General features: G+C 63.0%; 22 protein-coding genes. 15 read left to right on the top strand and 7 right to left on the bottom strand.

Annotated elements, in window-relative coordinates:
• Positions 1–39 precede the first annotated feature (39 nt).
• From AB7M33_RS03915 to hisC, 10 genes are all read left to right on the top strand, one after another.
• Positions 40–849, top strand: coding sequence for an ATP-binding cassette domain-containing protein (locus AB7M33_RS03915; RefSeq protein ID WP_016501329.1), 810 nt, complete (start codon positions 40–42; stop codon positions 847–849).
• Positions 849–1646, top strand: coding sequence for a lipid asymmetry maintenance ABC transporter permease subunit MlaE (gene mlaE, locus AB7M33_RS03910; RefSeq protein ID WP_027595612.1), 798 nt, complete (start codon positions 849–851; stop codon positions 1644–1646). Before AB7M33_RS03915 ends, mlaE begins: the two co-directional genes overlap by 1 nt.
• The gene (gene mlaD / locus AB7M33_RS03905; protein WP_027595613.1) at positions 1646–2131 is read left to right on the top strand and encodes an outer membrane lipid asymmetry maintenance protein MlaD; all 486 of its coding nucleotides are present in this window, start codon (positions 1646–1648) and stop codon (positions 2129–2131) included. Before mlaE ends, mlaD begins: the two co-directional genes overlap by 1 nt.
• 9 nt (positions 2132–2140) lie before the next feature.
• The gene (locus AB7M33_RS03900; RefSeq protein WP_186675639.1) at positions 2141–2788 is read left to right on the top strand and encodes an MlaC/ttg2D family ABC transporter substrate-binding protein; all 648 of its coding nucleotides are present in this window, start codon (positions 2141–2143) and stop codon (positions 2786–2788) included.
• Positions 2785–3087, top strand: a complete 303-nt coding sequence (locus AB7M33_RS03895) for an STAS domain-containing protein (protein WP_027595615.1) — start codon at positions 2785–2787, stop codon at positions 3085–3087. Before AB7M33_RS03900 ends, AB7M33_RS03895 begins: the two co-directional genes overlap by 4 nt.
• Before the next feature lie 119 nt (positions 3088–3206).
• Complete coding sequence (locus AB7M33_RS03890; protein WP_003255121.1) at positions 3207–3446, top strand: BolA family protein; 240 nt, start codon at positions 3207–3209, stop codon at positions 3444–3446.
• Between the two features lie 23 nt (positions 3447–3469).
• The gene (gene murA, locus AB7M33_RS03885) at positions 3470–4735 is read left to right on the top strand and encodes a UDP-N-acetylglucosamine 1-carboxyvinyltransferase (RefSeq protein WP_099428396.1); all 1266 of its coding nucleotides are present in this window, start codon (positions 3470–3472) and stop codon (positions 4733–4735) included.
• Between the two features lie 170 nt (positions 4736–4905).
• Positions 4906–5541, top strand: coding sequence for an ATP phosphoribosyltransferase (gene hisG, locus AB7M33_RS03880; protein WP_033701084.1), 636 nt, complete (start codon positions 4906–4908; stop codon positions 5539–5541).
• A gap of 126 nt (positions 5542–5667) precedes the next feature.
• Positions 5668–6993, top strand: a complete 1326-nt coding sequence (gene hisD / locus AB7M33_RS03875) for a histidinol dehydrogenase (RefSeq protein WP_027595618.1) — start codon at positions 5668–5670, stop codon at positions 6991–6993.
• A 2-nt stretch (positions 6994–6995) separates the two neighbouring features.
• Positions 6996–8042, top strand: coding sequence for a histidinol-phosphate transaminase (gene hisC, locus AB7M33_RS03870; RefSeq protein ID WP_027595619.1), 1047 nt, complete (start codon positions 6996–6998; stop codon positions 8040–8042).
• A 94-nt stretch (positions 8043–8136) separates the two neighbouring features.
• Here hisC and AB7M33_RS03865 read toward each other — a convergent pair whose 3' ends face one another.
• Positions 8137–9318, bottom strand: a complete 1182-nt coding sequence (locus tag AB7M33_RS03865; protein WP_454242446.1) for an alkaline phosphatase family protein — start codon at positions 9316–9318, stop codon at positions 8137–8139.
• Between the two features lie 138 nt (positions 9319–9456).
• On the opposite strand from AB7M33_RS03865, the gene AB7M33_RS03860 reads away from it, so the two are divergent.
• The 4 genes from AB7M33_RS03860 (at position 9457) to AB7M33_RS03845 (ending at position 12358) form a co-directional block, all read left to right on the top strand.
• A complete protein-coding gene (locus tag AB7M33_RS03860) occupies positions 9457–10107 on the top strand; it encodes a FadR/GntR family transcriptional regulator (RefSeq protein WP_099453009.1) in 651 nt (216 codons plus the stop codon).
• Between the two features lie 13 nt (positions 10108–10120).
• Positions 10121–11401, top strand: coding sequence for a CynX/NimT family MFS transporter (locus AB7M33_RS03855; RefSeq protein ID WP_454242445.1), 1281 nt, complete (start codon positions 10121–10123; stop codon positions 11399–11401).
• Positions 11402–11579: 178 nt separating this feature from the next.
• Positions 11580–12056 carry a nuclear transport factor 2 family protein gene (locus AB7M33_RS03850; RefSeq protein ID WP_027595623.1) on the top strand — a complete coding sequence of 159 codons (477 nt, stop codon included), beginning with the start codon at positions 11580–11582 and terminating at the stop codon, positions 12054–12056.
• Positions 12057–12073: 17 nt separating this feature from the next.
• On the top strand, positions 12074–12358 hold the full coding sequence (locus AB7M33_RS03845; RefSeq protein ID WP_085272663.1) for a GIY-YIG nuclease family protein: 285 nt from the start codon (positions 12074–12076) through the stop codon (positions 12356–12358).
• A gap of 25 nt (positions 12359–12383) precedes the next feature.
• Here the strand turns inward: AB7M33_RS03845 and yejK are convergent, their stop codons facing one another.
• The gene (gene yejK / locus AB7M33_RS03840) at positions 12384–13391 is read right to left on the bottom strand and encodes a nucleoid-associated protein YejK (protein WP_027595625.1); all 1008 of its coding nucleotides are present in this window, start codon (positions 13389–13391) and stop codon (positions 12384–12386) included.
• A gap of 395 nt (positions 13392–13786) precedes the next feature.
• On the opposite strand from yejK, the gene AB7M33_RS03835 reads away from it, so the two are divergent.
• Positions 13787–14068, top strand: coding sequence for an HU family DNA-binding protein (locus AB7M33_RS03835; protein ID WP_003255106.1), 282 nt, complete (start codon positions 13787–13789; stop codon positions 14066–14068).
• Between the two features lie 52 nt (positions 14069–14120).
• Here AB7M33_RS03835 and rlmF read toward each other — a convergent pair whose 3' ends face one another.
• The 5 genes from rlmF to AB7M33_RS03810 all read right to left on the bottom strand — a co-directional run bounded on the left by rlmF (position 14121) and on the right by AB7M33_RS03810 (position 20609).
• Positions 14121–15071 (bottom strand): 23S rRNA (adenine(1618)-N(6))-methyltransferase RlmF, encoded by a 951-nt coding sequence (rlmF, locus tag AB7M33_RS03830; RefSeq protein ID WP_454242444.1) that lies wholly within the window; start codon positions 15069–15071, stop codon positions 14121–14123.
• A gap of 163 nt (positions 15072–15234) precedes the next feature.
• On the bottom strand, positions 15235–18081 hold the full coding sequence (locus AB7M33_RS03825; RefSeq protein WP_454242443.1) for a valine--tRNA ligase: 2847 nt from the start codon (positions 18079–18081) through the stop codon (positions 15235–15237).
• Between the two features lie 184 nt (positions 18082–18265).
• Positions 18266–18631, bottom strand: a complete 366-nt coding sequence (locus tag AB7M33_RS03820) for a DNA polymerase III subunit chi (RefSeq protein ID WP_265969910.1) — start codon at positions 18629–18631, stop codon at positions 18266–18268.
• Positions 18632–18636: 5 nt separating this feature from the next.
• On the bottom strand, positions 18637–19065 hold the full coding sequence (locus AB7M33_RS03815) for a DNA polymerase III subunit chi (RefSeq protein WP_099428403.1): 429 nt from the start codon (positions 19063–19065) through the stop codon (positions 18637–18639).
• A gap of 50 nt (positions 19066–19115) precedes the next feature.
• Positions 19116–20609: a leucyl aminopeptidase gene (locus tag AB7M33_RS03810; protein WP_454242442.1), complete on the bottom strand. Its 1494-nt coding sequence runs from the start codon at positions 20607–20609 to the stop codon at positions 19116–19118.
• Between the last annotated feature and the right edge of the window lie 233 nt (positions 20610–20842).

Genomic DNA, 20842 nt, shown 5'->3' with positions numbered 1-20842 from the left:
GCGTCCACTAGGACGAGGCTGCACTAGCAAGGAGTCTAGATGAGTGTGGATAGCGCCTACGCGGTCGAGTTGAAGGGAGTGACCTTCAAGCGCGGTTCGCGCAGCATTTTCAGCAATGTCGACATACGCATCCCGCGCGGCAAGGTCACCGGTATCATGGGGCCATCGGGTTGCGGCAAGACCACATTGCTACGCCTGATGGGTGCGCAACTGCGTCCGTCTAGCGGCGAGGTATGGGTAGCCGGGCAGAACCTGCCGACGCTGTCGCGCAGCGACCTGTTCGACGCGCGCAAGCAGATGGGCGTGCTGTTCCAGAGTGGCGCGCTGTTCACTGACCTCGATGTATTCGAGAACGTGGCCTTCCCGCTGCGCGTGCACACCCAGCTGTCGGAAGAGATGATTCGCGACATCGTGTTGATGAAACTGCAGGCTGTCGGCCTGCGCGGTGCCATCGACCTGATGCCTGACGAACTGTCCGGTGGCATGAAGCGCCGGGTGGCGTTGGCGCGTGCGATCGCCCTGGACCCGCAGATCCTCATGTACGACGAACCGTTCGTCGGCCAGGACCCGATCGCCATGGGGGTACTGGTGCGCCTGATCCGCCTGCTCAACGATGCCTTGGGCATCACCAGCATCGTGGTTTCCCACGACCTGGCCGAAACCGCCAGTATTGCCGACTACATCTACGTGGTAGGGGATGGCCAGGTGCTGGGGCAGGGCACGCCCGACGAGCTGATGGGCTCGGACAACCCGCGTATTCGCCAGTTCATGAAAGGCGATCCGGATGGCCCGGTACCCTTCCACTTTCCCGCGCCTGATTACCGCGCCGACCTGCTGGGGGCGCGTTGATGCGCAGAAAATCCTTACTCGAACGTGTTCGCCTGTTCGGTCGCTCGGCGATCGACGTGCTGGCCGTGCTCGGGCGTTCCTGTCTGTTTCTGTTCCATGCGCTGATCGGGCGTGGCGGTATTGGCGGTGGCTTCCAGCTGCTGACCAAGCAGCTGTACTCGGTGGGCGTGCTGTCGCTGGCGATCATCGTCGTGTCCGGTGTGTTCATCGGCATGGTGCTGGCGCTGCAGGGGTACAGCATCCTGACCAAGTACGGCTCTGAACAGGCGGTCGGGCAGATGGTGGCCCTGACCCTGCTGCGTGAGCTCGGGCCGGTGGTGACCGCACTGTTGTTCGCCGGCCGCGCAGGTTCTGCGCTGACCGCCGAAATTGGCAACATGAAGTCCACCGAGCAGCTGTCGAGCCTGGAAATGATCGGCGTCGACCCGCTCAAGTACATCGTTGCGCCACGCCTATGGGCCGGTTTCATCTCGCTGCCGCTGCTGGCGCTGATCTTCAGCGTGGTCGGCATCTGGGGTGGGTCGTGGGTCGCCGTGGATTGGCTGGGCGTCTACGAGGGCTCGTTCTGGGCCAACATGCAGAACAGTGTTTCCTTCACCGACGACGTGCTGAACGGCTTGATCAAGAGCCTGGTGTTCGCCTTCGTCACCACCTGGATCGCCGTATTCCAGGGGTACGACTGTGAGCCCACCTCAGAAGGGATCAGCCGTGCCACCACCAAGACCGTGGTCTATGCCTCGTTGGCTGTCCTGGGTCTGGACTTTATTCTGACCGCCTTGATGTTTGGAGATTTCTGATGCAAAACCGCACCCTGGAAATCGGTGTCGGCCTGTTCCTCCTGGCCGGGATCCTGGCGCTGCTGCTGCTGGCCCTGCGAGTCAGCGGGCTGTCGGCCAGCCCGAGCAGCGATACCTATAAAGTTTATGCGTACTTCGACAATATCGCCGGTTTGACGGTCAGAGCTAAAGTGACCATGGCCGGTGTGACGATCGGCAAGGTCACCGCCATCGATCTGGACCGTGATTCCTACACCGGTCGGGTGACGTTGCAGCTGGACAAGACCGTCGACAACCTGCCGACCGACTCCACTGCTTCGATCCTGACCGCCGGGTTGCTGGGCGAGAAGTACATCGGCATCAGCGTGGGCGGCGAAGACGACGTGCTCAAGGATGGCGCGACCATCCACGACACCCAGTCGGCACTGGTGCTGGAAGATCTGATTGGCAAGTTCCTGCTCAACTCCGTTGGCAAGGAACCGAAAGAAGCGCAACCGGCTAATTAAGGAGTTTCCATGATTTCGATCCTGCGACGTGGCCTGCTGGTCCTGCTGGCGGCCTTCCCTTTGCTGACCGTGGCGGCGCAGACGCCTCACGATGTGGTGCAAGGCACGACCAACGAATTGCTTGGCGACCTCAAGGCCAACAAGGATCAGTACAAGTCCAACCCCAACGCCTTCTACGATGCGCTCAACCGCATCCTTGGCCCGGTGGTGGACGCTGACGGCATTTCCCGCAGCATCATGACCGTGAAGTATTCGCGCAAGGCCACGCCTGAGCAGATGCAGCGCTTCCAGGAGAACTTCAAGCGCAGCCTGATGCAGTTCTATGGCAACGCCCTGCTGGAATACAACAACCAGGGCATCGTCGTTGACCCGGCCAAGGCTGATGACGGCAAGCGTGCCAGCGTCGGCATGAAGGTGACCGGCAACAACGGCGCCGTGTACCCGGTGCAGTACACCCTGGAAAACATTGCCGGCGAGTGGAAGGTGCGTAACGTCATCGTCAACGGCATCAACATCGGCAAACTGTTCCGCGACCAGTTCGCCGATGCCATGCAGCGCAACGGCAACAACCTGGACAAGACCATCGACGGTTGGGCCGGTGAAGTGGCCAAGGCCAAGGAAACCGCCGATAAGTCGCCCGAGAAGGCAGTGCAATGAGTGAGGCTGGCGTAAGCATGGCCGAGCCGGGCGTACTGCGTTTGACCGGCGTGCTGGACTATCGCAGCGGCCCGGCCTTGCGCAAGCAAGGCAAGGCATTGATCGACGCCTCGCGCGAGCCGCACATGGTGCTGGATTGCTCGGCCGTGGCGAAATCGTCCAGCGTCGGCCTGTCGCTGCTGCTGGCGTTTATCCGCGATGCCCAGGCGGCCGGCAAGGCCTTCGAAGTACGCGGTATGCCCGACGACATGCGGGAAATTGCCGGGGTCTATGACCTCGATGAAGTGCTGGCTACTTGATGGCAATACACTGAAGAATGGCCCCTCGGTCAGCGCACGCCCTCAGTGGGCTTCGCAGGCGAGGGGCTTTTTTGTATGATGGCCGACCCGTGCGCATCGGGCGCCGATTGAGGTTGAGCATGCAGGCCGTAGAAGTTAAAAGCTTCCTTGAAGAAAAATTGCCGGGATCCCGGGTCGAAGTTGAAGGCGAAGGCTGCAACTTCCAATTGAACGTGATCAGCGACGAGTTGGCTGGCCTGAGCCCGGTCAAGCGTCAGCAGGCGATCTATGCTCACCTTAATCCCTGGATCGCCAATGGCAGCATCCATGCGGTAACCATGAAATTTTTCAGCAGCGCAGCCTGGGCTGAGCGCACCTGAGCCAACTTGGCGGCGAGACTCCAATGGACAAACTGATTATTACTGGCGGCGCTCGCCTTGACGGCGAGATCCGCATTTCGGGCGCGAAGAACGCGGCATTGCCGATTCTGGCGGCGACCCTGCTGGCTGACGGCCCGGTCACTGTGGCCAACCTGCCGCACCTGCATGACATCACCACCATGATCGAGCTGTTCGGGCGCATGGGCATCGAGCCTGTGATCGACGAGAAGCTGTCTGTGGAAATCGACCCACGCACCATCAAGACGCTGGTCGCGCCGTACGAGCTGGTCAAGACCATGCGCGCCTCGATCCTGGTGCTGGGCCCGATGGTTGCACGTTTCGGCGAGGCTGAAGTAGCCCTGCCTGGCGGTTGCGCCATCGGTTCGCGCCCTGTCGACCTGCACATCCGTGGCCTTGAAGCCATGGGTGCGAAGATCGAAGTCGAAGCTGGCTACATCAAGGCCAAGGCGCCTGAAGGTGGCCTGCGCGGTGCGCACTTCTTCTTCGACACCGTCAGCGTGACCGGTACCGAGAACATCATGATGGCCGCTGCCCTGGCCAAAGGCCGCAGCGTGCTGCAAAACGCTGCCCGTGAACCTGAAGTGGTCGACTTGGCCAACTTCATCAACGCCATGGGCGGCAATGTTCAGGGCGCTGGCACCGACACCATCACCATCGAAGGCGTCGAGCGTCTGCACTCGGCCACTTACCGCGTCATGCCCGACCGTATCGAAACCGGTACCTACCTGGTCGCCGCAGCCGTCACCGGCGGCCGCGTCAAGGTCAAGGACACCGACCCGACCATCCTTGAAGCGGTACTGGAAAAACTCAAGGAAGCGGGCGCCGACATTACCACCGGTGAAGACTGGATCGAGCTGGACATGCACGGCAAGCGGCCCAAGGCTGTCAACCTGCGTACCGCGCCGTACCCAGCGTTCCCGACAGACATGCAGGCGCAGTTCATCTCGCTCAACGCCATCGCCGAAGGCACTGGCGCGGTGATCGAGACGATCTTCGAAAACCGCTTCATGCACGTCTACGAAATGCACCGCATGGGCGCGCAGATCCAGGTCGAAGGCAACACCGCCATCGTCACCGGCGTCAAGACGCTGAAGGGCGCGCCAGTCATGGCCACCGACCTGCGTGCTTCCGCCAGCCTGGTACTGTCGGCGCTGGTGGCTGAAGGCGATACGCTGATCGATCGCATCTACCACATCGACCGTGGTTACGAGTGCATCGAGGAAAAACTGCAGATGCTGGGCGCCAAGATCCGCCGAGTACCGGGTTAATAGCCCGCAGGCGCACGATGTGGGGGCGGGCTTGTCCCGCGAAGGAGGCACTGCGGTGTATGGCACCGGCGTTGCCGGTGTTCGCGGGGCTAGCCCGCTCCCACACACGAATTGAATAAGGTCGGGCCTAGGCCCGGCCGGCAGTAGCCGCTTAAGGACCGACGTTTCCCATGTTGACCATCGCGCTATCCAAAGGCCGAATTCTCGACGATACCCTGCCATTGCTGGCCGAGGCCGGTATCGTGCCGACCGAGAACCCGGACAAGAGCCGTAAACTGATCATCCCCACCACGCAGGACGACGTGCGCCTGCTGATCGTGCGTGCCACTGACGTGCCGACCTACGTCGAGCATGGCGCCGCCGACCTCGGTGTGGCTGGCAAGGACGTGCTGATGGAGTACGGCGGCCAGGGCCTGTACGAGCCGCTGGACCTGCAGATTGCCTGCTGCAAGCTGATGACCGCTGGCGTGGTCGGCGCACCTGAGCCCAAGGGCCGTCTGCGCGTGGCCACCAAGTTCGTCAACGTCGCCAAGCGTTATTACGCCGAGCAAGGCCGTCAGGTCGACATCATCAAGCTGTACGGCTCGATGGAACTGGCACCCCTGATCAACCTCGCCGACAAGATCATCGACGTGGTCGACACTGGCAACACCCTGCGCGCCAATGGCCTGGAACCCCAGGAAATGATCGCCACGATCAGCTCTCGCCTGGTGGTCAACAAAGCATCGATGAAGATGCAGCACGCCCGTATCCAGAGCTTGATCGACACCCTGCGCAAGGCCGTCGAATCGCGACACCGCGGCTGACTCCTGCGCGCGACCTCCGCTGTCGCGCCCGTCTATCCGCGTCATAGCCACTTTTCTCGGGTGCCCGCGCGGATGGACTGGTAGCCTAGGGCGCCTGAGCATTCGCTAATAATCGAGGCCCTCGCCATGACCGTGTCCACTGCAATTGCCCGTCTCAACGCCGCTGATCCGGATTTCGCCCGACATCTGGATCATCTGCTGAGCTGGGAAAGTGTGTCCGATGACGCGGTCAACCAGCGCGTGCTCGACATCATCAAGGCCGTGCGTGAGCGCGGCGACGCGGCGCTGGTGGAGTTCACCCAGCGCTTCGATGGTGTCGATGCTAAGTCCATTGATGACCTGATTCTCGGCCGTGAACGCCTTGAGCTTGCCCTCACGCGCATTACCGACACCCAGCGTGCAGCCCTGGAAAAAGCCGCCGAGCGCGTGCGCATCTACCACGAGCGGCAAAAGCAGGATTCCTGGCAGTACACCGAAGCTGACGGCACCGTGCTGGGCCAGAAGGTCACGCCGCTGGACCGCGCAGGCCTGTACGTACCAGGTGGCAAGGCGTCGTACCCGTCCTCGGTACTGATGAACGCCATTCCGGCCAAGGTTGCAGGCGTGACCGAAGTGGTCATGGTGGTGCCGACCCCGCGTGGCGAGGTCAACGAACTGGTGCTGGCCGCTGCCTGCATCGCCGGTGTCGACCGTGTGTTCACCGTGGGTGGCGCACAGGCCGTCGCCGCGCTGGCTTATGGCACCGAGAGCGTGCCGCAGGTGGACAAGATCGTCGGCCCGGGCAACATCTATGTCGCTACCGCCAAGCGCCACGTGTTCGGCCAGGTCGGCATCGACATGATCGCCGGCCCGTCGGAAATTCTCGTGGTGTGTGACGGCCAGACCGACCCGGACTGGATCGCCATGGACCTGTTCTCCCAGGCCGAGCACGACGAAGACGCCCAGGCCATCCTGGTCAGCCCGGACGCTGAGTTCCTCGACCGCGTTGCCGCCAGCATCGACAAGCTGCTGCCGACCATGGAACGCGCCGAGATCATCGAGAAATCGGTCAATGGCCGCGGCGCGCTGATCCAGGTGCGTGACATGCAGCAGGCCATCGACGTGGCCAACCGCATCGCTCCTGAGCACTTGGAGCTGTCAGTCGCCGACCCGCAGGCCTGGTTGCCGCAGATTCGCCACGCCGGTGCGATCTTCATGGGCCGCCACACCAGTGAAGCACTGGGTGACTACTGCGCAGGCCCCAACCACGTGTTGCCAACTTCCGGCACCGCGCGCTTTTCGTCGCCACTGGGGGTGTATGACTTCCAGAAGCGTTCGTCGATCATCTTCTGCTCCGAGCAAGGCGCGTCCGAGCTGGGGCACACCGCTTCGGTCCTGGCCCGTGGCGAGTCGCTGACCGCCCACGCCCGCAGTGCTGAATACCGTATCCTGACCCAAGAGAAGGGGAACTGAGCATGAGTCGATTCTGGAGCCCCTTCGTCAAGGACCTGGTGCCTTACGTGCCGGGCGAGCAACCCAAGCTGGCCCGCCTGGTCAAGCTCAACACCAACGAGAACCCCTATGGCCCGTCGCCCAAGGCGCTGGAAGCCATGCGCGGCGAGCTGAACGACAACCTGCGCCTGTACCCGGACCCGAACGGTGACCGGCTCAAGCAGGCGGTGGCCGAGTACTACGGCGTCACCCCGGGGCAGGTGTTTGTCGGCAACGGTTCGGACGAGGTGCTGGCGCACATCTTCCACGGCCTGTTCCAGCACGATGCACCGCTGCTGTTCCCGGACATCAGCTACAGCTTCTATCCGGTGTACTGCGGCCTGTACGGCATTGCCTACGAGCAAGTGGCGCTGGACGAGCAGTTCCAGATCCGCGTCGAGGACTACAAAAAGCCGAATGCCGGAATCATCTTCCCCAACCCGAATGCGCCGACCGGCTGCCTGATGCCGCTGCAAGCGGTCGAGCAGCTGCTGCAGGGCAACCCGGATTCGGTGGTGGTGGTGGATGAGGCCTACATCGACTTTGGTGGCGAGACGGCCATCAGCCTGGTAGACCGCTACGACAACCTGCTGGTGACCCAGACCCTGTCCAAGTCCCGTTCGCTGGCTGGCCTGCGCGTTGGCTTGGCAGTGGGCCACCCGGACCTGATCGAAGCGCTGGAGCGGATCAAGAACAGCTTCAACTCCTACCCGCTGGACCGTGCGGCGATCGTCGGTGCAGCCGTGGCGTTCGAAGACCGTGCCTACTTCGAAGAAACCTGCCGCAAGGTGATCGACAGCCGTGAAGTGCTGGTCGAGCAACTGACGGCCAAGGGCTTCGAGGTGCTGCCGTCGGCGGCCAACTTCATCTTCGCCCGTCACCCGCAGCAGGATGCGGCCGAGTTGGCGGCTCGCTTGCGTGAGCAAGGCGTGATCGTGCGGCACTTCAAGCAGGCGCGGATTGCCCAGTTCCTGCGGATTACCATCGGTACGCCGGAAATGAACCAGGCGTTGCTCGATGCGCTGAACTGATCAAGGTAGGCTCAAGCAGCCGCCTGCTTCGATCTGACCCCGCCTGGCATCGGCTGCCAGGCGGGGTTTTTGCTTCAAGGGCTGAACCTGGCTCTCAATAGGCTATTTCCTCGATGCTGTACGGCATGCCGGCAGGCCTGTTGCGTATGGCTGCCGGGGTGCCATCGAGTAGCAGCACATAGTCGTTGACGTCATCCATACCGTCCGGGTCGGTCCACTGCTCGGCCCCAGCCGGTACTTGTGCAACCACATGCCCGTTCTTGAGGATGGTCACGTAGCCCTTGGCGGTACTGTGCCAGCGCAGGCGGGCAGTGGCTTCATCGGCCCTTGCTTTGCGAGCGCCCGTGTTACCGAGCAGGGGTGTGCCGTCGAGTAGCCATTTCGGCTCTAGTGCCACGCCCATGTGGCGCAGGACGGTGGGTGCAACTGAGGTCTGCGCAGGCAGACGGTACAGGTTGTTTGGCCCTGGGTTTTCTTTCGGAATGCTGGGCTGGGTCAGTTCTTTGTTCAGCGGTTTATTGCTGGCGATGAAGATGGTCTTTTCCTGTTCTGTGACGCCGCCATGGCCTTTGCCCCAATAGTCGCGGCCATGGTCCGTGCTGACAATCACCAGCCAGTCTTCACGCAGATGGCGGCGGCTGCGTAGGTCGACCGCGTCCAGCAGTTCCCCCACTTGGTTGTCGGCCTTTCGCAGTGCCAGCTGGTAGCGGTTGTCGAAGCCACCGTTGTGGCCGGCTTCATCAGGTTCGCCCAGCTGAATGAAGGTGAAGTCGGCGGGCGTGGTCTCTAGTATCTGCAGCGCCCGCGCGATGACGTTATCGTCGGATAGGCCACTCTCGCGTACGTCGTTGCCGTGGGCGTCCTCGAGCAGGAACGCGGTGTTGATCGGCGACCAGTTCACCACACTGGACAGGTAGGCGGTGGGCAGCGCCTGGCGCAGGCGTTTGAACAGGCTAGGGAAGGCCGGGGAGACCCGCAGCGACTCGGCATTCGAGCCAACGCCATGCTTGTTGCTCCAGACCCCGGTGAGCAGGGTGACCCAGCCAGGGCCGCTGAGCGTTGGTTGTTCGCTGGCCTTGCCGGTGATGCCGCCGGTGTAGGCGCTGCCGTAATACAGGCGTTGCTGCAGATTGCTGGCGTCGCCCAATGCTTCGTAACGGTCGAGTTGCACGCCTTCGATACCGATGATCAGGGTTTTCGGTTGGCGCGCAGGCTGCGCCGGGTCGCAAGCTGCCAGTAGCGTCAGTGTCATCAGAAGCAGGGCTGATAATCGCATGAAGGGGCATCCCGGAACGGTAGAGCGAGCGTTGCAATAAAGCGTGCTGCTCACAACTGGCAGAAATACCAGGTGGTTTGCTGTTCAGAGGGCTTTCCATTAGGCTGCAGCAATTCATCGGATGATTGGTTGAATGTAATGAGCGTAGAGCTGACCAAGCGTTCCCTGGTCGAACTTGCCGTGGAGCGCATGCGCGAGCGCATCCTCAACGGCGACTGGCAAGTAGGGCAGCGCCTGCCGACTGAGCCGGAGCTGGCCCAGGAACTGGGCATCAGCCGCAATACCGTGCGTGAGGCCATGCGCGTGCTGGCGTTCAGTGGCCTGGTGGAAATACGGCAGGGCGATGGCAGTTACCTGCGCACCGCCCAGGACCCGTTGATGGCGGTGCAGGCGATGTCCCGCTGCACCCCCGAGCAGGCGCGGGAGACTCGCCATATCCTCGAAGCCGAGGCCATCGGCCTAGCAGCGCTGCGCCGCACCGACGCCGACCTGCACGGGTTGCGTGAAGCCCTTGCGGGCAGCGCCGGGCATTTTCACGGTGACATCGATGCGTATGTGAGCTGCGACCTGGTGTTTCACCAGCGCTTGGTGGATGCCGCCCACAACCCGGCATTGAGTGAGTTGTACCGGTACTTTTCCGGCGTGGTGGCCGCTGCGCTGCAGCACAACATGACCACTGTTCCGCGCTGCCAGTCCACGTTCGATCTGCACGGGGAAATCCTCGACGCCATCGAGCAACGTGATTCGGAGCGGGCCAAGCGCCTGAGCCGGACCCTCATCGAATCCTGACCACGAGAAGCCCATGGCTGAATCAATGACCCGTAGCAACCCGCCCGGCGAGCGGGAACTCGACGAACTGCTGATCGACGCCGAAGCCGATGACGAGCAGGTGCAGCAACAGCCTGTGCTGCTGCGCCGGCCCTGGCTGTTGCTGCTGGGCCTGGTATTGGTGGCGCTGAACCTGCGGCCGGCCTTGTCGAGCATGGCGCCGGTGCTGGGCCTGGTGTCCGATGGCCTGGGTTTGAGCGCCTCGCAGGCTGGCTTGCTGACCACCTTGCCGGTGCTGTGCCTGGGCCTGTTTGCGCCACTGGCGCCGGTGCTGGCGCGGCGTTTTGGCAGTGAGCGGGTGATCCTCGGCATTCTCCTGGCCTTGGCCTTGGGCATTGTGGTGCGCAGTGCCTTTGGGGTGGCGGGGGTGTTCTTGGGCAGCCTCATGGCCGGCGCCAGCATTGGCATTATCGGCGTGCTGTTGCCGGGCATCGTCAAGCGCGACTTCCCACAGCATGCCGGCACCTTGACCGGGGTCTACACCATGGCGCTGTGCCTGGGGGCGGCCATGGCGGCCGGCGCCACGGTGCCTCTGGCCCAGCACTATGAAGGCAACTGGGCGCTGGGGCTGGGCTTCTGGGCCGTGCCGGCACTGTTGGCCATGTTGGTCTGGCTGCCGCAGGCGCGCCAGGGGCACGGCCTGCACAAGGTTGCCTATCGAGTGCGTGGCCTGTGGCGTGACCCACTGGCCTGGCAGGTGACCTTGTACATGGGCCTGCAATCGTCGCTGGCCTATATCGTTTTCGGTTGGTTGCCTTCGATTCTGATGGGTCGTGGGCTGAGCCCAACCGAGGCGGGGCTGGTGCTGTCGGGCTCGGTGATCGTGCAATTGATCAGCTCGCTCAGTGCGCCCTGGCTGGCCACGCGCGGCAAGGACCAGCGCTTGGCCATCGTGATTGTCATGCTGGTGACCCTGGCCGGGCTGTTTGGCTGCCTGTACGCGCCTATTTCCGGGCTGTGGGGGTGGGCGGTGCTGCTGGGCCTGGGGCAGGGCGGGACGTTTGCCCTGGCATTGACGTTGATCGTGCTGCGCTCCAAAGACGCCCATGTGGCGGCGAACTTGTCGAGCATGGCGCAAGGGGTGGGTTACACACTGGCGTCGATGGGGCCGTTTGCGGTGGGGGTGGTGCATGACCTGACCGGTGGCTGGGCGGCACTGGGGTGGATCTTTGCCGTGCTAGGCCTGGGTGCCATTGTTTTCGGGCTTGGGGCTGGGCGGGCGTTGCATGTGCAGGTGACCAGCGAAAAAGTCTGAGACTGATTGTGCCAGTGCCGGCCCATTCGCGGGACAAGCCCGCTCCCACAGGGGCCCGCAGTGCCTGAAAGCCCTGCCATCCTGTGGGAGCGGGCTTATCCCGCGAATGGGCCGGCACTGGCGTAAGCGCATCGAGCAGATTATCGTGCACCTTTCGATCCCAGGATGGACCTGCCCCATGAGCGACGCCAACCGCGACCTGATCACCCGCTTCTACCAGGCCTTCCAGCGGCTGGATGCCGAGGCCATGGTGGCCTGTTACAGCGACGATATCGTCTTCAGCGACCCGGTCTTCGGTACCCTGCGCGGCAAGGATGCAGGCGACATGTGGCGGATGCTCACCACCCGCGCCAAGGACTTCACCCTGACCTTCGACAACGTCCGTGCGGACGAGCGCGGTGGCAGTGCGCACTGGGTCGCGACCTACCTGTTCAGCCAGACCGGCCGTACCGTGGTCAACGCTATCCAGGCACGTTTTGTCATTCGCGATGGCTTGATCTGCCAGCATGACGACAGCTTCGACCTTTGGCGCTGGTCGCGCCAGGCATTGGGGGCGCCCGGGGTGCTGCTCGGCTGGTCGCCGCTGATTCAGAACAAGGTACGCCAGCAGGCGTTCAAAGGGCTGCGGGCGTTTCAGCACAGCCAAGGCAACTAACGGAAAGAGCAGGCGTCGTGAGTGAAGCAGTGCCGGATCAGGCGGTAAAACCCTGGTATGTCTACTTGGTGCGGGCGGCCAACGGGTCACTGTATTGCGGGATCAGTGATGACCCGCAGCGGCGCTTTCTGGCGCATCAGAAAGGGCAGGGGGCGCGATACTTCAAGACCAGCCCGGCGCAGGCGCTGGTGTATGTCGAGCAGTGGCCCGACAAAGGCGAAGCGCTGCGCCAGGAGCGGCTGGTGAAGCGGCTGCGTAAATCGGCCAAGGAGGCGCTGGTGGCCTCGTTCAGCAACCCCTAGGGCGCGCTACGCGCCCCGGGCGGTATCAGTCTTTGCGCCGCTTCAGCTGATCGATCAGCTGCGTCGGCAGCCCCTTGATGATCAAGGTCCCCGCCACCTCGTCATACTCCACCTTGTCGCCCAGCAGGTGCGCCTCGAAGCTGATCGACAGCCCCTCTGCACGCCCAGTGAAGCGGCGGAACTGGTTGAGGGTGCGTTTGTCGGCAGGGATCTCCGGCGACAGGCCGTAGTCTTTGTTGCGGATGTGGTCGTAGAACGCCTTCGGGCGGTCTTCGTCGATCAGGCTGGACAGTTCTTCAAGGGTCACCGGCTCGCCCAGCTTGGTTTGGGTGGTGGCGTAGTCGACCAGGGTCTGGGTCTTCTCGCGGGCCGACGCCTCGGGCAAGTCTTCGCTTTCGACGAAGTCGCTGAAGGCCTTGAGCAGGGTACGGGTTTCACCTGGGCCGTCGACGCCCTCCTGGCAGCCGATGAAGTCACGGAAGTAGTCGGAGACTTTCTTGCCGTTCTTGCCTTTGATGAACGAGATGTACTGCTTGGAATTCTGGTTGTTCTTCCACTCGGACAGGTTGATGCGCGCCGCCAGGTGCAGTTGGCCGAGGTCCAGGTGGCGCGATGGCGTCACGTCGAGGTCCGCGTTCACCGCCACGCCTTCGCTGTGGTGCAGCAGGGCGATCGCCAGGTAATCGGTCATGCCTTGCTGGTAGTGGGCGAACAGGATGTGCCCGCCGGTGGACAGGTTGGACTCTTCCATCAGCTTTTGCAGGTGTTCGACGGCGATGCGGCTGAACGCGGCGAAGTCCTTTTCTGCTTCCAGGTACTGTTTCAACCAGCCACTGAGCGGGTAGGCACCCGATTCACCGTGGAAGAAGCCCCACGCCTTGCCTTGCTTGGCGTTGTAGCTGTCGTTGAGGTCGGCCAGCAGGTTTTCGATGGCATCGGAGGCGCCCAGTTCGGTATCGCGTGCGTGCAGCACGGCGGGGCTGCCATCGGGCTTCTTGTCGATCAGGTGAACGATACAATGACGGATTGGCATGAAGTCCTCGGCGAGTCTGGGGGGCGGTGCACGGCCGCGCTGCAAAAGTCGTCCAGTTTACCCCAGAGACAAGGTGATGCAGTGGCCGGATGTTGGCAGAAATGCCGGTTGTTCGTTTTTTGTTCAGTTTTGTGCGTTTTAAGCTAAAACCCCCGAAAAACCTGCATTAAATCGAAGTGCGCAGCGGATATTTATCCATTCCTGTGGTAGCTTTGCGCGGTCTTGCGCCCCTCGCGTGGCGCATTGCTGGCAGCACGCTAGCGTCGTGTCGAACCAAACGCCGATTTACGTATCTACATACGCGATTGGCGCGGCCCTCCAGAATTCAGGGGCTGGCCCGATAACGTCGTAGCTCGCTGCTTAACTACTGAATTTGATAGGGAAGGAACATCACCATGGCATTGACCAAAGACCAACTGATTGCCGACATCGCCGAATCGATCGCCGCGCCAAAAGCCACCGCCAAAAACGCACTGGAGCAACTGGGCCAAATCGTTGCTGACCAACTGGAAAACGGCGCTGAAATCACCCTGCCAGGCATCGGCAAGCTGAAAGTCTCCGAGCGTCCTGCCCGTACCGGCCGCAACCCTTCGACTGGCGCTGCCATCGAAATCGCTGCCAAGAAAGTCGTCAAGTTCGTGCCAGCCAAAGTGCTGACCGACGCTATCAACAAGTAATTGTTGACGCTGTGACGAAACCGCGCCCGGGCTTGCCCGGGCGCGGTTTTTTTCAGCCTTGTGTTTTACGCCGTGCGTGCCAGGCCAGGCGCGCGTTGTCGTCCTGGAAGCTCCAGGCGACCATGCGGCTCTGCTTCTGCCCTTGGCCCATCTCGATGATGCGCACGGCCTTGGCGCCTGCTTTTTTCAGCGCAGCCTCGATGCCTGGCAGGTTGCTGGCCTTGGACACCAGGCTGGTGAACCACAGCACGCTTTCGGCGTACTGCGCGCTTTCCCCGACCAGTTGCGTCACGAAGCGGATCTCGCCGCCCTCACACCACAGTTCGTTGTTCTGGCCGCCGAAATTGAGCAAGGGCAGTTTGCGCTTGGGGTCCTGCTTGCCCAGGTTTTTCCACTTGCGCTGGCTGCCGCGGGTGGCTTCCTCGCGTGAGGCATGGAAGGGCGGGTTGCACAGGGTCAGGTCGAAGCGCTCGTCCGCCTGCAGCAGGCCACTGAGAATGTGCGTGCGGTTGGCCTGCTGGCGCAGAGTGATGGCCTTGCTCAGGCCATTGGCCTGGACGATGGCCTTGGCCGACGCCAGTGCCACAGGGTCGATATCCGAGCCGAGGAAGCGCCAGCGGTAGTCGCTGTGGCCGATCAGCGGGTAGATGCAGTTGGCACCCACGCCGATGTCCAGCGCGCGCACTTGGGCGCCTTTGGGGATCTCGCCGGCATTGTCTTCGCCCAGCAGGTCGGCGAGCACATGGATGTAGTCGGCGCGACCGGGGATGGGCGGACACAGGTAGTCGGCGGGGATGTCCCAGTGCTGGATGCCGTACTGGGCCTTGAGCAAGGCGCGGTTGAACACCCGTACCGCCTCGGGGTTGGCGAAGTCGATGCTGGGTTTGCCGTGCGGGTTGGTGATGGTGAAGCGGGCCAGGTCAGGGTGGGCCTTGATCAGGCTGGGGAAGTCGTAGCGACCCTGGTGGCGGTTGCGCGGGTGCAGGGTGGGTTTCTGGGTCATGGTCAGGTCCGGTGCTGCAGGCCTTGGGGCTGCTGTGCAGCCCTTTCGCGACACAAGGCCGCTCCTACAGGATAGCGGCGCCTTTCAAACCGGCGCCGTCCCTGTAGGAGCGGCCTTGTGTCGCGAAAGGGCCGCACAGCGGCCCCATCGGTCTATCAGATTGTTACAGCGCTGCAATCCGCGCATGCTGCTCGGTGAAGTTGGCCAGGGCCTGTTCGGACTCGGCCAGCTTGGCGCGTTCCTTCTCGATCACCGCAGGCGGTGCCTTGTCGACGAAGGCAGCGTTGGACAGCTTGCCGCCCACGCGCTGGACTTCACCCTGCAGACGCTGGATCTCCTTGTTCAAGCGAGCCAGTTCGGCGTCCTTGTCGATCAGGCCGGCCATCGGCACCAGTACCTGCAGATCGCCCACCAGAGCGGTGGCCGACAGTGGCGCTTCGTCGGCGTCGCCGAGCACGGTGAACGACTCGACCTTGGCCAGTTTCTTCAGCAGGGCTTCGTTTTCCTGCAGGCGGCGTTGGTCGTCGGCATTGGCGTTTTTCAGGAACAGTGGCAGCGGCTTGCCCGGGCCGATGTTCATTTCGGCGCGGATGTTGCGCAGGCCGACCATCAGCTCCTTGAGCCACTCGATGTCACCTTCGGCAGCGGCATCGATGCGGCTTTCATTGGCCACCGGCCACGGCTGCAGCATGATGGTCTTGCCCTGAATGCCAGCCAGCGGCGCGATGCGCTGCCAGATTTCTTCAGTGATGAACGGCATGAACGGGTGCGCCAGGCGCAGGGCCACTTCCAGCACGCGCACCAGGGTGCGACGGGTGCCACGGGCGCGCTCGACCGGGGCGTTCTCGTCCCACAGCACAGGCTTGGAGAGTTCCAGGTACCAGTCGCAATACTGGTTCCAGATGAACTCGTACAGGGCCTGGCTGGCCAGGTCGAAGCGGAACTGCTCCAGCTGGCGGGTCACTTCGGCTTCGGTACGTTGCAGTTGCGAGATGATCCAGCGGTCGGCCAGCGACAGCTCGTAGGCTTCGCCGTTCTGGCCGCAGTCCTCGCCCTTGTCCAGCACGTAGCGGGCGGCGTTCCAGATCTTGTTGCAGAAGTTGCGGTAGCCTTCGACGCGGCCCATGTCGAACTTGATGTCGCGGCCGGTCGAGGCCAGCGAGCAGAACGTGAAGCGCAGGGCGTCGGTGCCGTAGCTGGCGATGCCGTCCGGGAACTCGGCCTTGGTCTGCTTGGCGATCTTCTCGGCAAGCTTGGGCTGCATCATGCCGCTGGTGCGTTTTTCCAGCAGGGCGTCGAGGGTGATGCCGTCGACGATGTCCAGCGGGTCCAGGACGTTGCCCTTGGACTTGGACATCTTCTGGCCCTGGCCATCGCGCACCAGGCCGTGCACGTACACGGTCTTGAACGGAACCTGAGGGGTGCCGTCCTCGTTCTTGATCAGGTGCATGGTCAGCATGATCATGCGCGCAACCCAGAAGAAGATGATGTCGAAGCCGGTGACCAGCACATCGGTGGAGTGGAACTTCTTGAGGAACTCGGTCTGTTCTGGCCAGCCCAGCGTCGAGAAGGTCCACAGGCCCGAGCTGAACCAGGTGTCGAGTACGTCGTCGTCCTGGCGCAGGGCAACATCGGCGCCCAGGTTGTGCTTGGCGCGGACTTCAGCCTCGTCACGGCCGACATAGACCTGGCCGGCCTCGTCGTACCATGCCGGGATGCGGTGGCCCCACCACAGCTGGCGGCTGATGCACCAGTCCTGGATGTCGCGCATCCAGGAGAAATACATGTTCTCGTACTGCTTGGGCACGAACTGGATGCGGCCATCTTCCACAGCGGCGATGGCAGGCTCTGCCAGCGGCTTGGTGGAGACGTACCACTGGTCGGTCAGCCACGGTTCGATGACGGTGCCCGAGCGGTCGCCTTTCGGCACTTTCAAGGCGTGGTCGTCGATGCTGACCAGCAGGCCCTGGGCGTCCAGGTCGGCGACGATCTGCTTACGCGCGACAAAGCGGTCGAGGGTGGCGTACTGGGCGGGCAGGGTGGTGTCGACCTGCTCGTTGACGCTGCCGTCGAGGTTGAAGGCCTGGGCATTGGCCAGGACCATCGCGTTCTTGTCGAAGATGTTCAACAGCGGCAGGTTGTGGCGCTTGCCGACTTCGTAGTCGTTGAAGTCGTGTGCCGGGGTGATCTTCACGCAGCCGGTGCCGAATTCCGGGTCGCAGTAGTCGTCGGCGATGATCGGGATGCGGCGGCCGACCAGTGGCAGCTCGACGAACTTGCCGATCAGGGCCTGGTAGCGCTCGTCGTTCGGGTTGACCGCGACGGCAGCGTCACCCAGCAGGGTTTCCGGACGCGTGGTGGCAACCACCAGGTAATCCTTGCCTTCGGCGGTCTTGGCGCCGTCGGCCAGCGGGTAGCGCAGGTTCCACAGGTGGCCCTTCTCGTCGTGGTTTTCCACTTCGAGGTCGGAGATGGCCGTGTGCAGCTTGGTGTCCCAGTTGACCAGGCGCTTGCCGCGGTAGATCAGGCCGTCTTCGTGCAGGCGCACGAAGGCTTCCTTGACGGCTTCGGACAGGCCGTCGTCCATGGTGAAGCGCTCACGGCTCCAGTCGACCGACGAGCCCAGGCGGCGGATCTGACGGCTGATGTTGCCGCCGGACTGGTCCTTCCACTCCCAGACTTTTTCCAGGAACTGTTCGCGACCCAGGTCATGACGGTTCTGGCCTTTGGCTTCGAGCTGGCGCTCGACCAGCATCTGCGTGGCGATACCGGCGTGGTCGGTGCCCGGCTGCCACAGGGTGTCGCGACCCTGCATGCGGCGGAAACGGATCAGGGCGTCCATGATCGCGTTGTTGAACCCATGGCCCATGTGCAGGCTGCCGGTGACGTTCGGCGGCGGGATCATGATGGTGTAGGACTCACCTGCACCTTGTGGAGCGAAATAGTTCTCGGTCTCCCAGGTGTTGTACCAGGAAGTTTCGATGGCGTGCGGCTGGTAGGTCTTATCCATGCGCGGCGGGACCCTGTGCATTTATTCGGGAAAGCCGAAAAGTATAACGAAGGCACGGGGTTTAGGCGACAGGCCGGGGGCCGCTTTGCAGCCCTTTCGCGACACAAGGCCGCTCCTACAGGCACCGCGATCCCTGTAGGAGCGGCCTTGTGCCGCGAATGGGCCGCAAAGCGGCCCCGGAATATCACTCAGAACGCTTGATCAAGCGCTCGATACGCGCATCCAGCCGGCGCTTGATTTCGTTCTCGATATGCGGGGTAAAGTCATTGATCACGTCTTGCATGATCGCCTGCGCTGCGGCGCGCAGCTCGCTTTCCAGGTGCAGCAAGGTGTCCTGGCGGCGGGTTTGCGAGTCTTCCTCGGGGGCTGTGGCGATCGGCTCGACGGCCGACACGGGGTTGCCGGCGGGTTCGTCCAGCAACAGTGGAATCTGCTCCACCGTCTCGGTCAGCAGCGGCGGTTGCAGGTCGGCGTCGCCAAGTAACTGGCGGATCGACTCGAGGTCATCGAGCAGATGGGCGGAGTCGGGCAAAGGGGAGGGCTTGTCCATCGTCGTCAAAGTCGCTGTAAGCGGTGGTCTTGCAGAGCATAGCCCTGTTCGCGGTAGAAACGGAACCGCTCACGGGCCGATTGGCGGATGCCTGGCTCCTCGACGACGATCTCGGCCACCCGTTCGAACTGGCCGACGAACGCAGGCACGCCAGCGCCCAGGTTGATCAGCAGGTCGCTGTGTTGCCCGGCATCCTCGGCAATCCCTAAGGCTACCGTGGCATCCGCGTGCAATTCCGCGAGGTCGTGGGGCACGAAGGCTTCGCCCTTGAAGTGCCAGAGGCGTTGGTCCAGTTCGCTGCGCTGTTCGGCATCCTGGCAATGCAGGTAGACCCGGTGGCCGAGGCGCCAGGCTTTTTCGCACAGCTTGCAGGCGAAATCGAGCCGCGCCGACAAGGCGTCGGTGGGCAGGATGTAGAAATCGACTTTGCTCATGGTGGTCTCTGCCGGCCGGTGGCGCGCAAGGCGCCACCGGCCTCACGGCATCAGGCGCCAGCGCGCTCCAGCAGGTACTGGGTCAGCAGCGGGACCGGGCGGCCAGTGGCGCCCTTGTCCTTGCCACCGCTGATCCAGGCCGTGCCGGCGATGTCCATGTGCGCCCAGTTGTAGGCCTTGGCGAAGCGCGACAGGAAGCAGCCTGCGGTGATGGTGCCGGCCTTTGGCCCACCGATGTTGCCCATGTCGGCGAACGGGCTGTCCAGTTGTTCCTGGTACTCGTCGAACAGCGGCAGCTGCCAGGCACGGTCGTCGGCGCGCTTGCCGGCATCCAGCAGTTGGCCGACCAGGTCGTCGTTGTTGCCCATCAGGCCCGAGGTGTGGCTACCCAGTGCGACGATGCAGGCGCCGGTCAGGGTGGCGATGTCGATCACCGCCTGGGGCTTGAAGCGTTCGGCGTAGGTCAGGGCGTCGCACAGCACCAGGCGGCCTTCGGCGTCGGTGTTGAGGATTTCGACGGTCTGGCCGCTCATGGTGGTGACGATGTCGCCCGGGCGGGTAGCGCCGCCGCTCGGCATGTTTTCAGCGCAGGCCAGCAGGCACACCAGGTTGATCGGCAGCTGCAGTTCGAGCACCGCACGCAGGGTGCCGAACACGCTGGCGGCGCCACACATGTCGTACTTCATCTCGTCCATGCCGGCGCCTGGCTTGAGGCTGATGCCACCGGTGTCGAAGGTGATGCCCTTGCCCACCAGCACGAACGGCTTGTCTGCCTTCTTGCCGCCCTGGTAATTGAGGACGATCAGGCGTGGCGGCTGGTCGCTGCCCTGGCCCACGGCGTAGAACGCGCCCATGCCCAGGTCCTTGATCTTCTTCTCGTCGAGCACTTCGACCTTGAGCCCTTTGTGCGCCTTGCCCAGCTCCTTGGCCTGTTCGGCGAGGAAGCTTGGGTGGCACAGGTTGGGCGGCAGGTTGCCCAGGTCGCGGGTGAAGGCCATGCCGGTGGCAATCGCCGTGGCGTGCTTGACGGCACGCTCAACCTCGGCCAGGCCGGCCTTGTCGGCCAGCAGGGTGACCTTTTTCAGGGCGCGCGGCTCGGCTTTCTGGCTTTTGAAACGGTCGAACACGTATTCGCCGTCTTGCAGGGTCTCGGCCAGCAGGCGGTACTTGCCGTAGTGGGCGTCGCGGTTGCTGACGGCGATATCATCCAGGGCGAGCACGGCGTCGCCACCGTTAAGGCCTTTCAGGACGCCGGCGACGCTGGCCACCAGTTTGCGCCAGGCGCGGTCGCCCAGGGCTTCGTCCTTGCCGCTGCCAACCAGCAGCACGCGTTCGGCCTTCAGGCCTGGCAGGCTGTGCAGCAGCAGGGTCTGCCCCGGTTTACCGGCCAGGTCGCCACGTTTGAGCACGGCGCTGATGGCACCTTCGCAGGCTTGGTCGACGGCCTTGGCAACAGCGCCGAGCTTGCGGCCTTCACCTACCGGTACAACCAGCGTGGCGGTTTTTACGGATGCAGCAGCTACGCTTTTTACAACCAGTTCCATGTCAGGGTCCCCGAATGATCGATACAGTTGGCGCTTTGCATTCAAGCGCTCTGGGCGGGCCAGGCCGCGTGGTCGCGTACCCGTGGAAAAGCTGCCAGTTTGAGCCTGCGGCCAGCGTGCTGACAACCCTGTTTTGCGGCTTCATGCGCGGCCAAGTGACAGGGGCGGTCAATCACAGGATAATGCGCGCACTTTACATGGAGGTTCGCCTGTGGCGAACCGACATTGGTCTT

The sequence above is a fragment of the Pseudomonas sp. Y3 TE3536 genome (assembly GCF_053629175.1).
Note: the sequence above shows the minus strand (reverse complement) of the source record. Positions and strands in the feature narration are given on the sequence as shown.

Coding starts and splice junctions, on each gene's coding strand:
- AB7M33_RS03915 (WP_016501329.1), top strand. CDS start 40: ATGAGTGTGGATAGCGCCTACGCGGTCGAGTTGAAGGGAGTGACCTTC.
- mlaE (WP_027595612.1), top strand. CDS start 849: ATGCGCAGAAAATCCTTACTCGAACGTGTTCGCCTGTTCGGTCGCTCG.
- mlaD (WP_027595613.1), top strand. CDS start 1,646: ATGCAAAACCGCACCCTGGAAATCGGTGTCGGCCTGTTCCTCCTGGCC.
- AB7M33_RS03900 (WP_186675639.1), top strand. CDS start 2,141: ATGATTTCGATCCTGCGACGTGGCCTGCTGGTCCTGCTGGCGGCCTTC.
- AB7M33_RS03895 (WP_027595615.1), top strand. CDS start 2,785: ATGAGTGAGGCTGGCGTAAGCATGGCCGAGCCGGGCGTACTGCGTTTG.
- AB7M33_RS03890 (WP_003255121.1), top strand. CDS start 3,207: ATGCAGGCCGTAGAAGTTAAAAGCTTCCTTGAAGAAAAATTGCCGGGA.
- murA (WP_099428396.1), top strand. CDS start 3,470: ATGGACAAACTGATTATTACTGGCGGCGCTCGCCTTGACGGCGAGATC.
- hisG (WP_033701084.1), top strand. CDS start 4,906: ATGTTGACCATCGCGCTATCCAAAGGCCGAATTCTCGACGATACCCTG.
- hisD (WP_027595618.1), top strand. CDS start 5,668: ATGACCGTGTCCACTGCAATTGCCCGTCTCAACGCCGCTGATCCGGAT.
- hisC (WP_027595619.1), top strand. CDS start 6,996: ATGAGTCGATTCTGGAGCCCCTTCGTCAAGGACCTGGTGCCTTACGTG.
- AB7M33_RS03865 (WP_454242446.1), bottom strand. CDS start 9,318: ATGCGATTATCAGCCCTGCTTCTGATGACACTGACGCTACTGGCAGCT.
- AB7M33_RS03860 (WP_099453009.1), top strand. CDS start 9,457: ATGAGCGTAGAGCTGACCAAGCGTTCCCTGGTCGAACTTGCCGTGGAG.
- AB7M33_RS03855 (WP_454242445.1), top strand. CDS start 10,121: ATGGCTGAATCAATGACCCGTAGCAACCCGCCCGGCGAGCGGGAACTC.
- AB7M33_RS03850 (WP_027595623.1), top strand. CDS start 11,580: ATGAGCGACGCCAACCGCGACCTGATCACCCGCTTCTACCAGGCCTTC.
- yejK (WP_027595625.1), bottom strand. CDS start 13,391: ATGCCAATCCGTCATTGTATCGTTCACCTGATCGACAAGAAGCCCGAT.
- AB7M33_RS03835 (WP_003255106.1), top strand. CDS start 13,787: ATGGCATTGACCAAAGACCAACTGATTGCCGACATCGCCGAATCGATC.
- rlmF (WP_454242444.1), bottom strand. CDS start 15,071: ATGACCCAGAAACCCACCCTGCACCCGCGCAACCGCCACCAGGGTCGC.
- AB7M33_RS03825 (WP_454242443.1), bottom strand. CDS start 18,081: ATGGATAAGACCTACCAGCCGCACGCCATCGAAACTTCCTGGTACAAC.
- AB7M33_RS03820 (WP_265969910.1), bottom strand. CDS start 18,631: ATGGACAAGCCCTCCCCTTTGCCCGACTCCGCCCATCTGCTCGATGAC.
- AB7M33_RS03815 (WP_099428403.1), bottom strand. CDS start 19,065: ATGAGCAAAGTCGATTTCTACATCCTGCCCACCGACGCCTTGTCGGCG.
- AB7M33_RS03810 (WP_454242442.1), bottom strand. CDS start 20,609: ATGGAACTGGTTGTAAAAAGCGTAGCTGCTGCATCCGTAAAAACCGCC.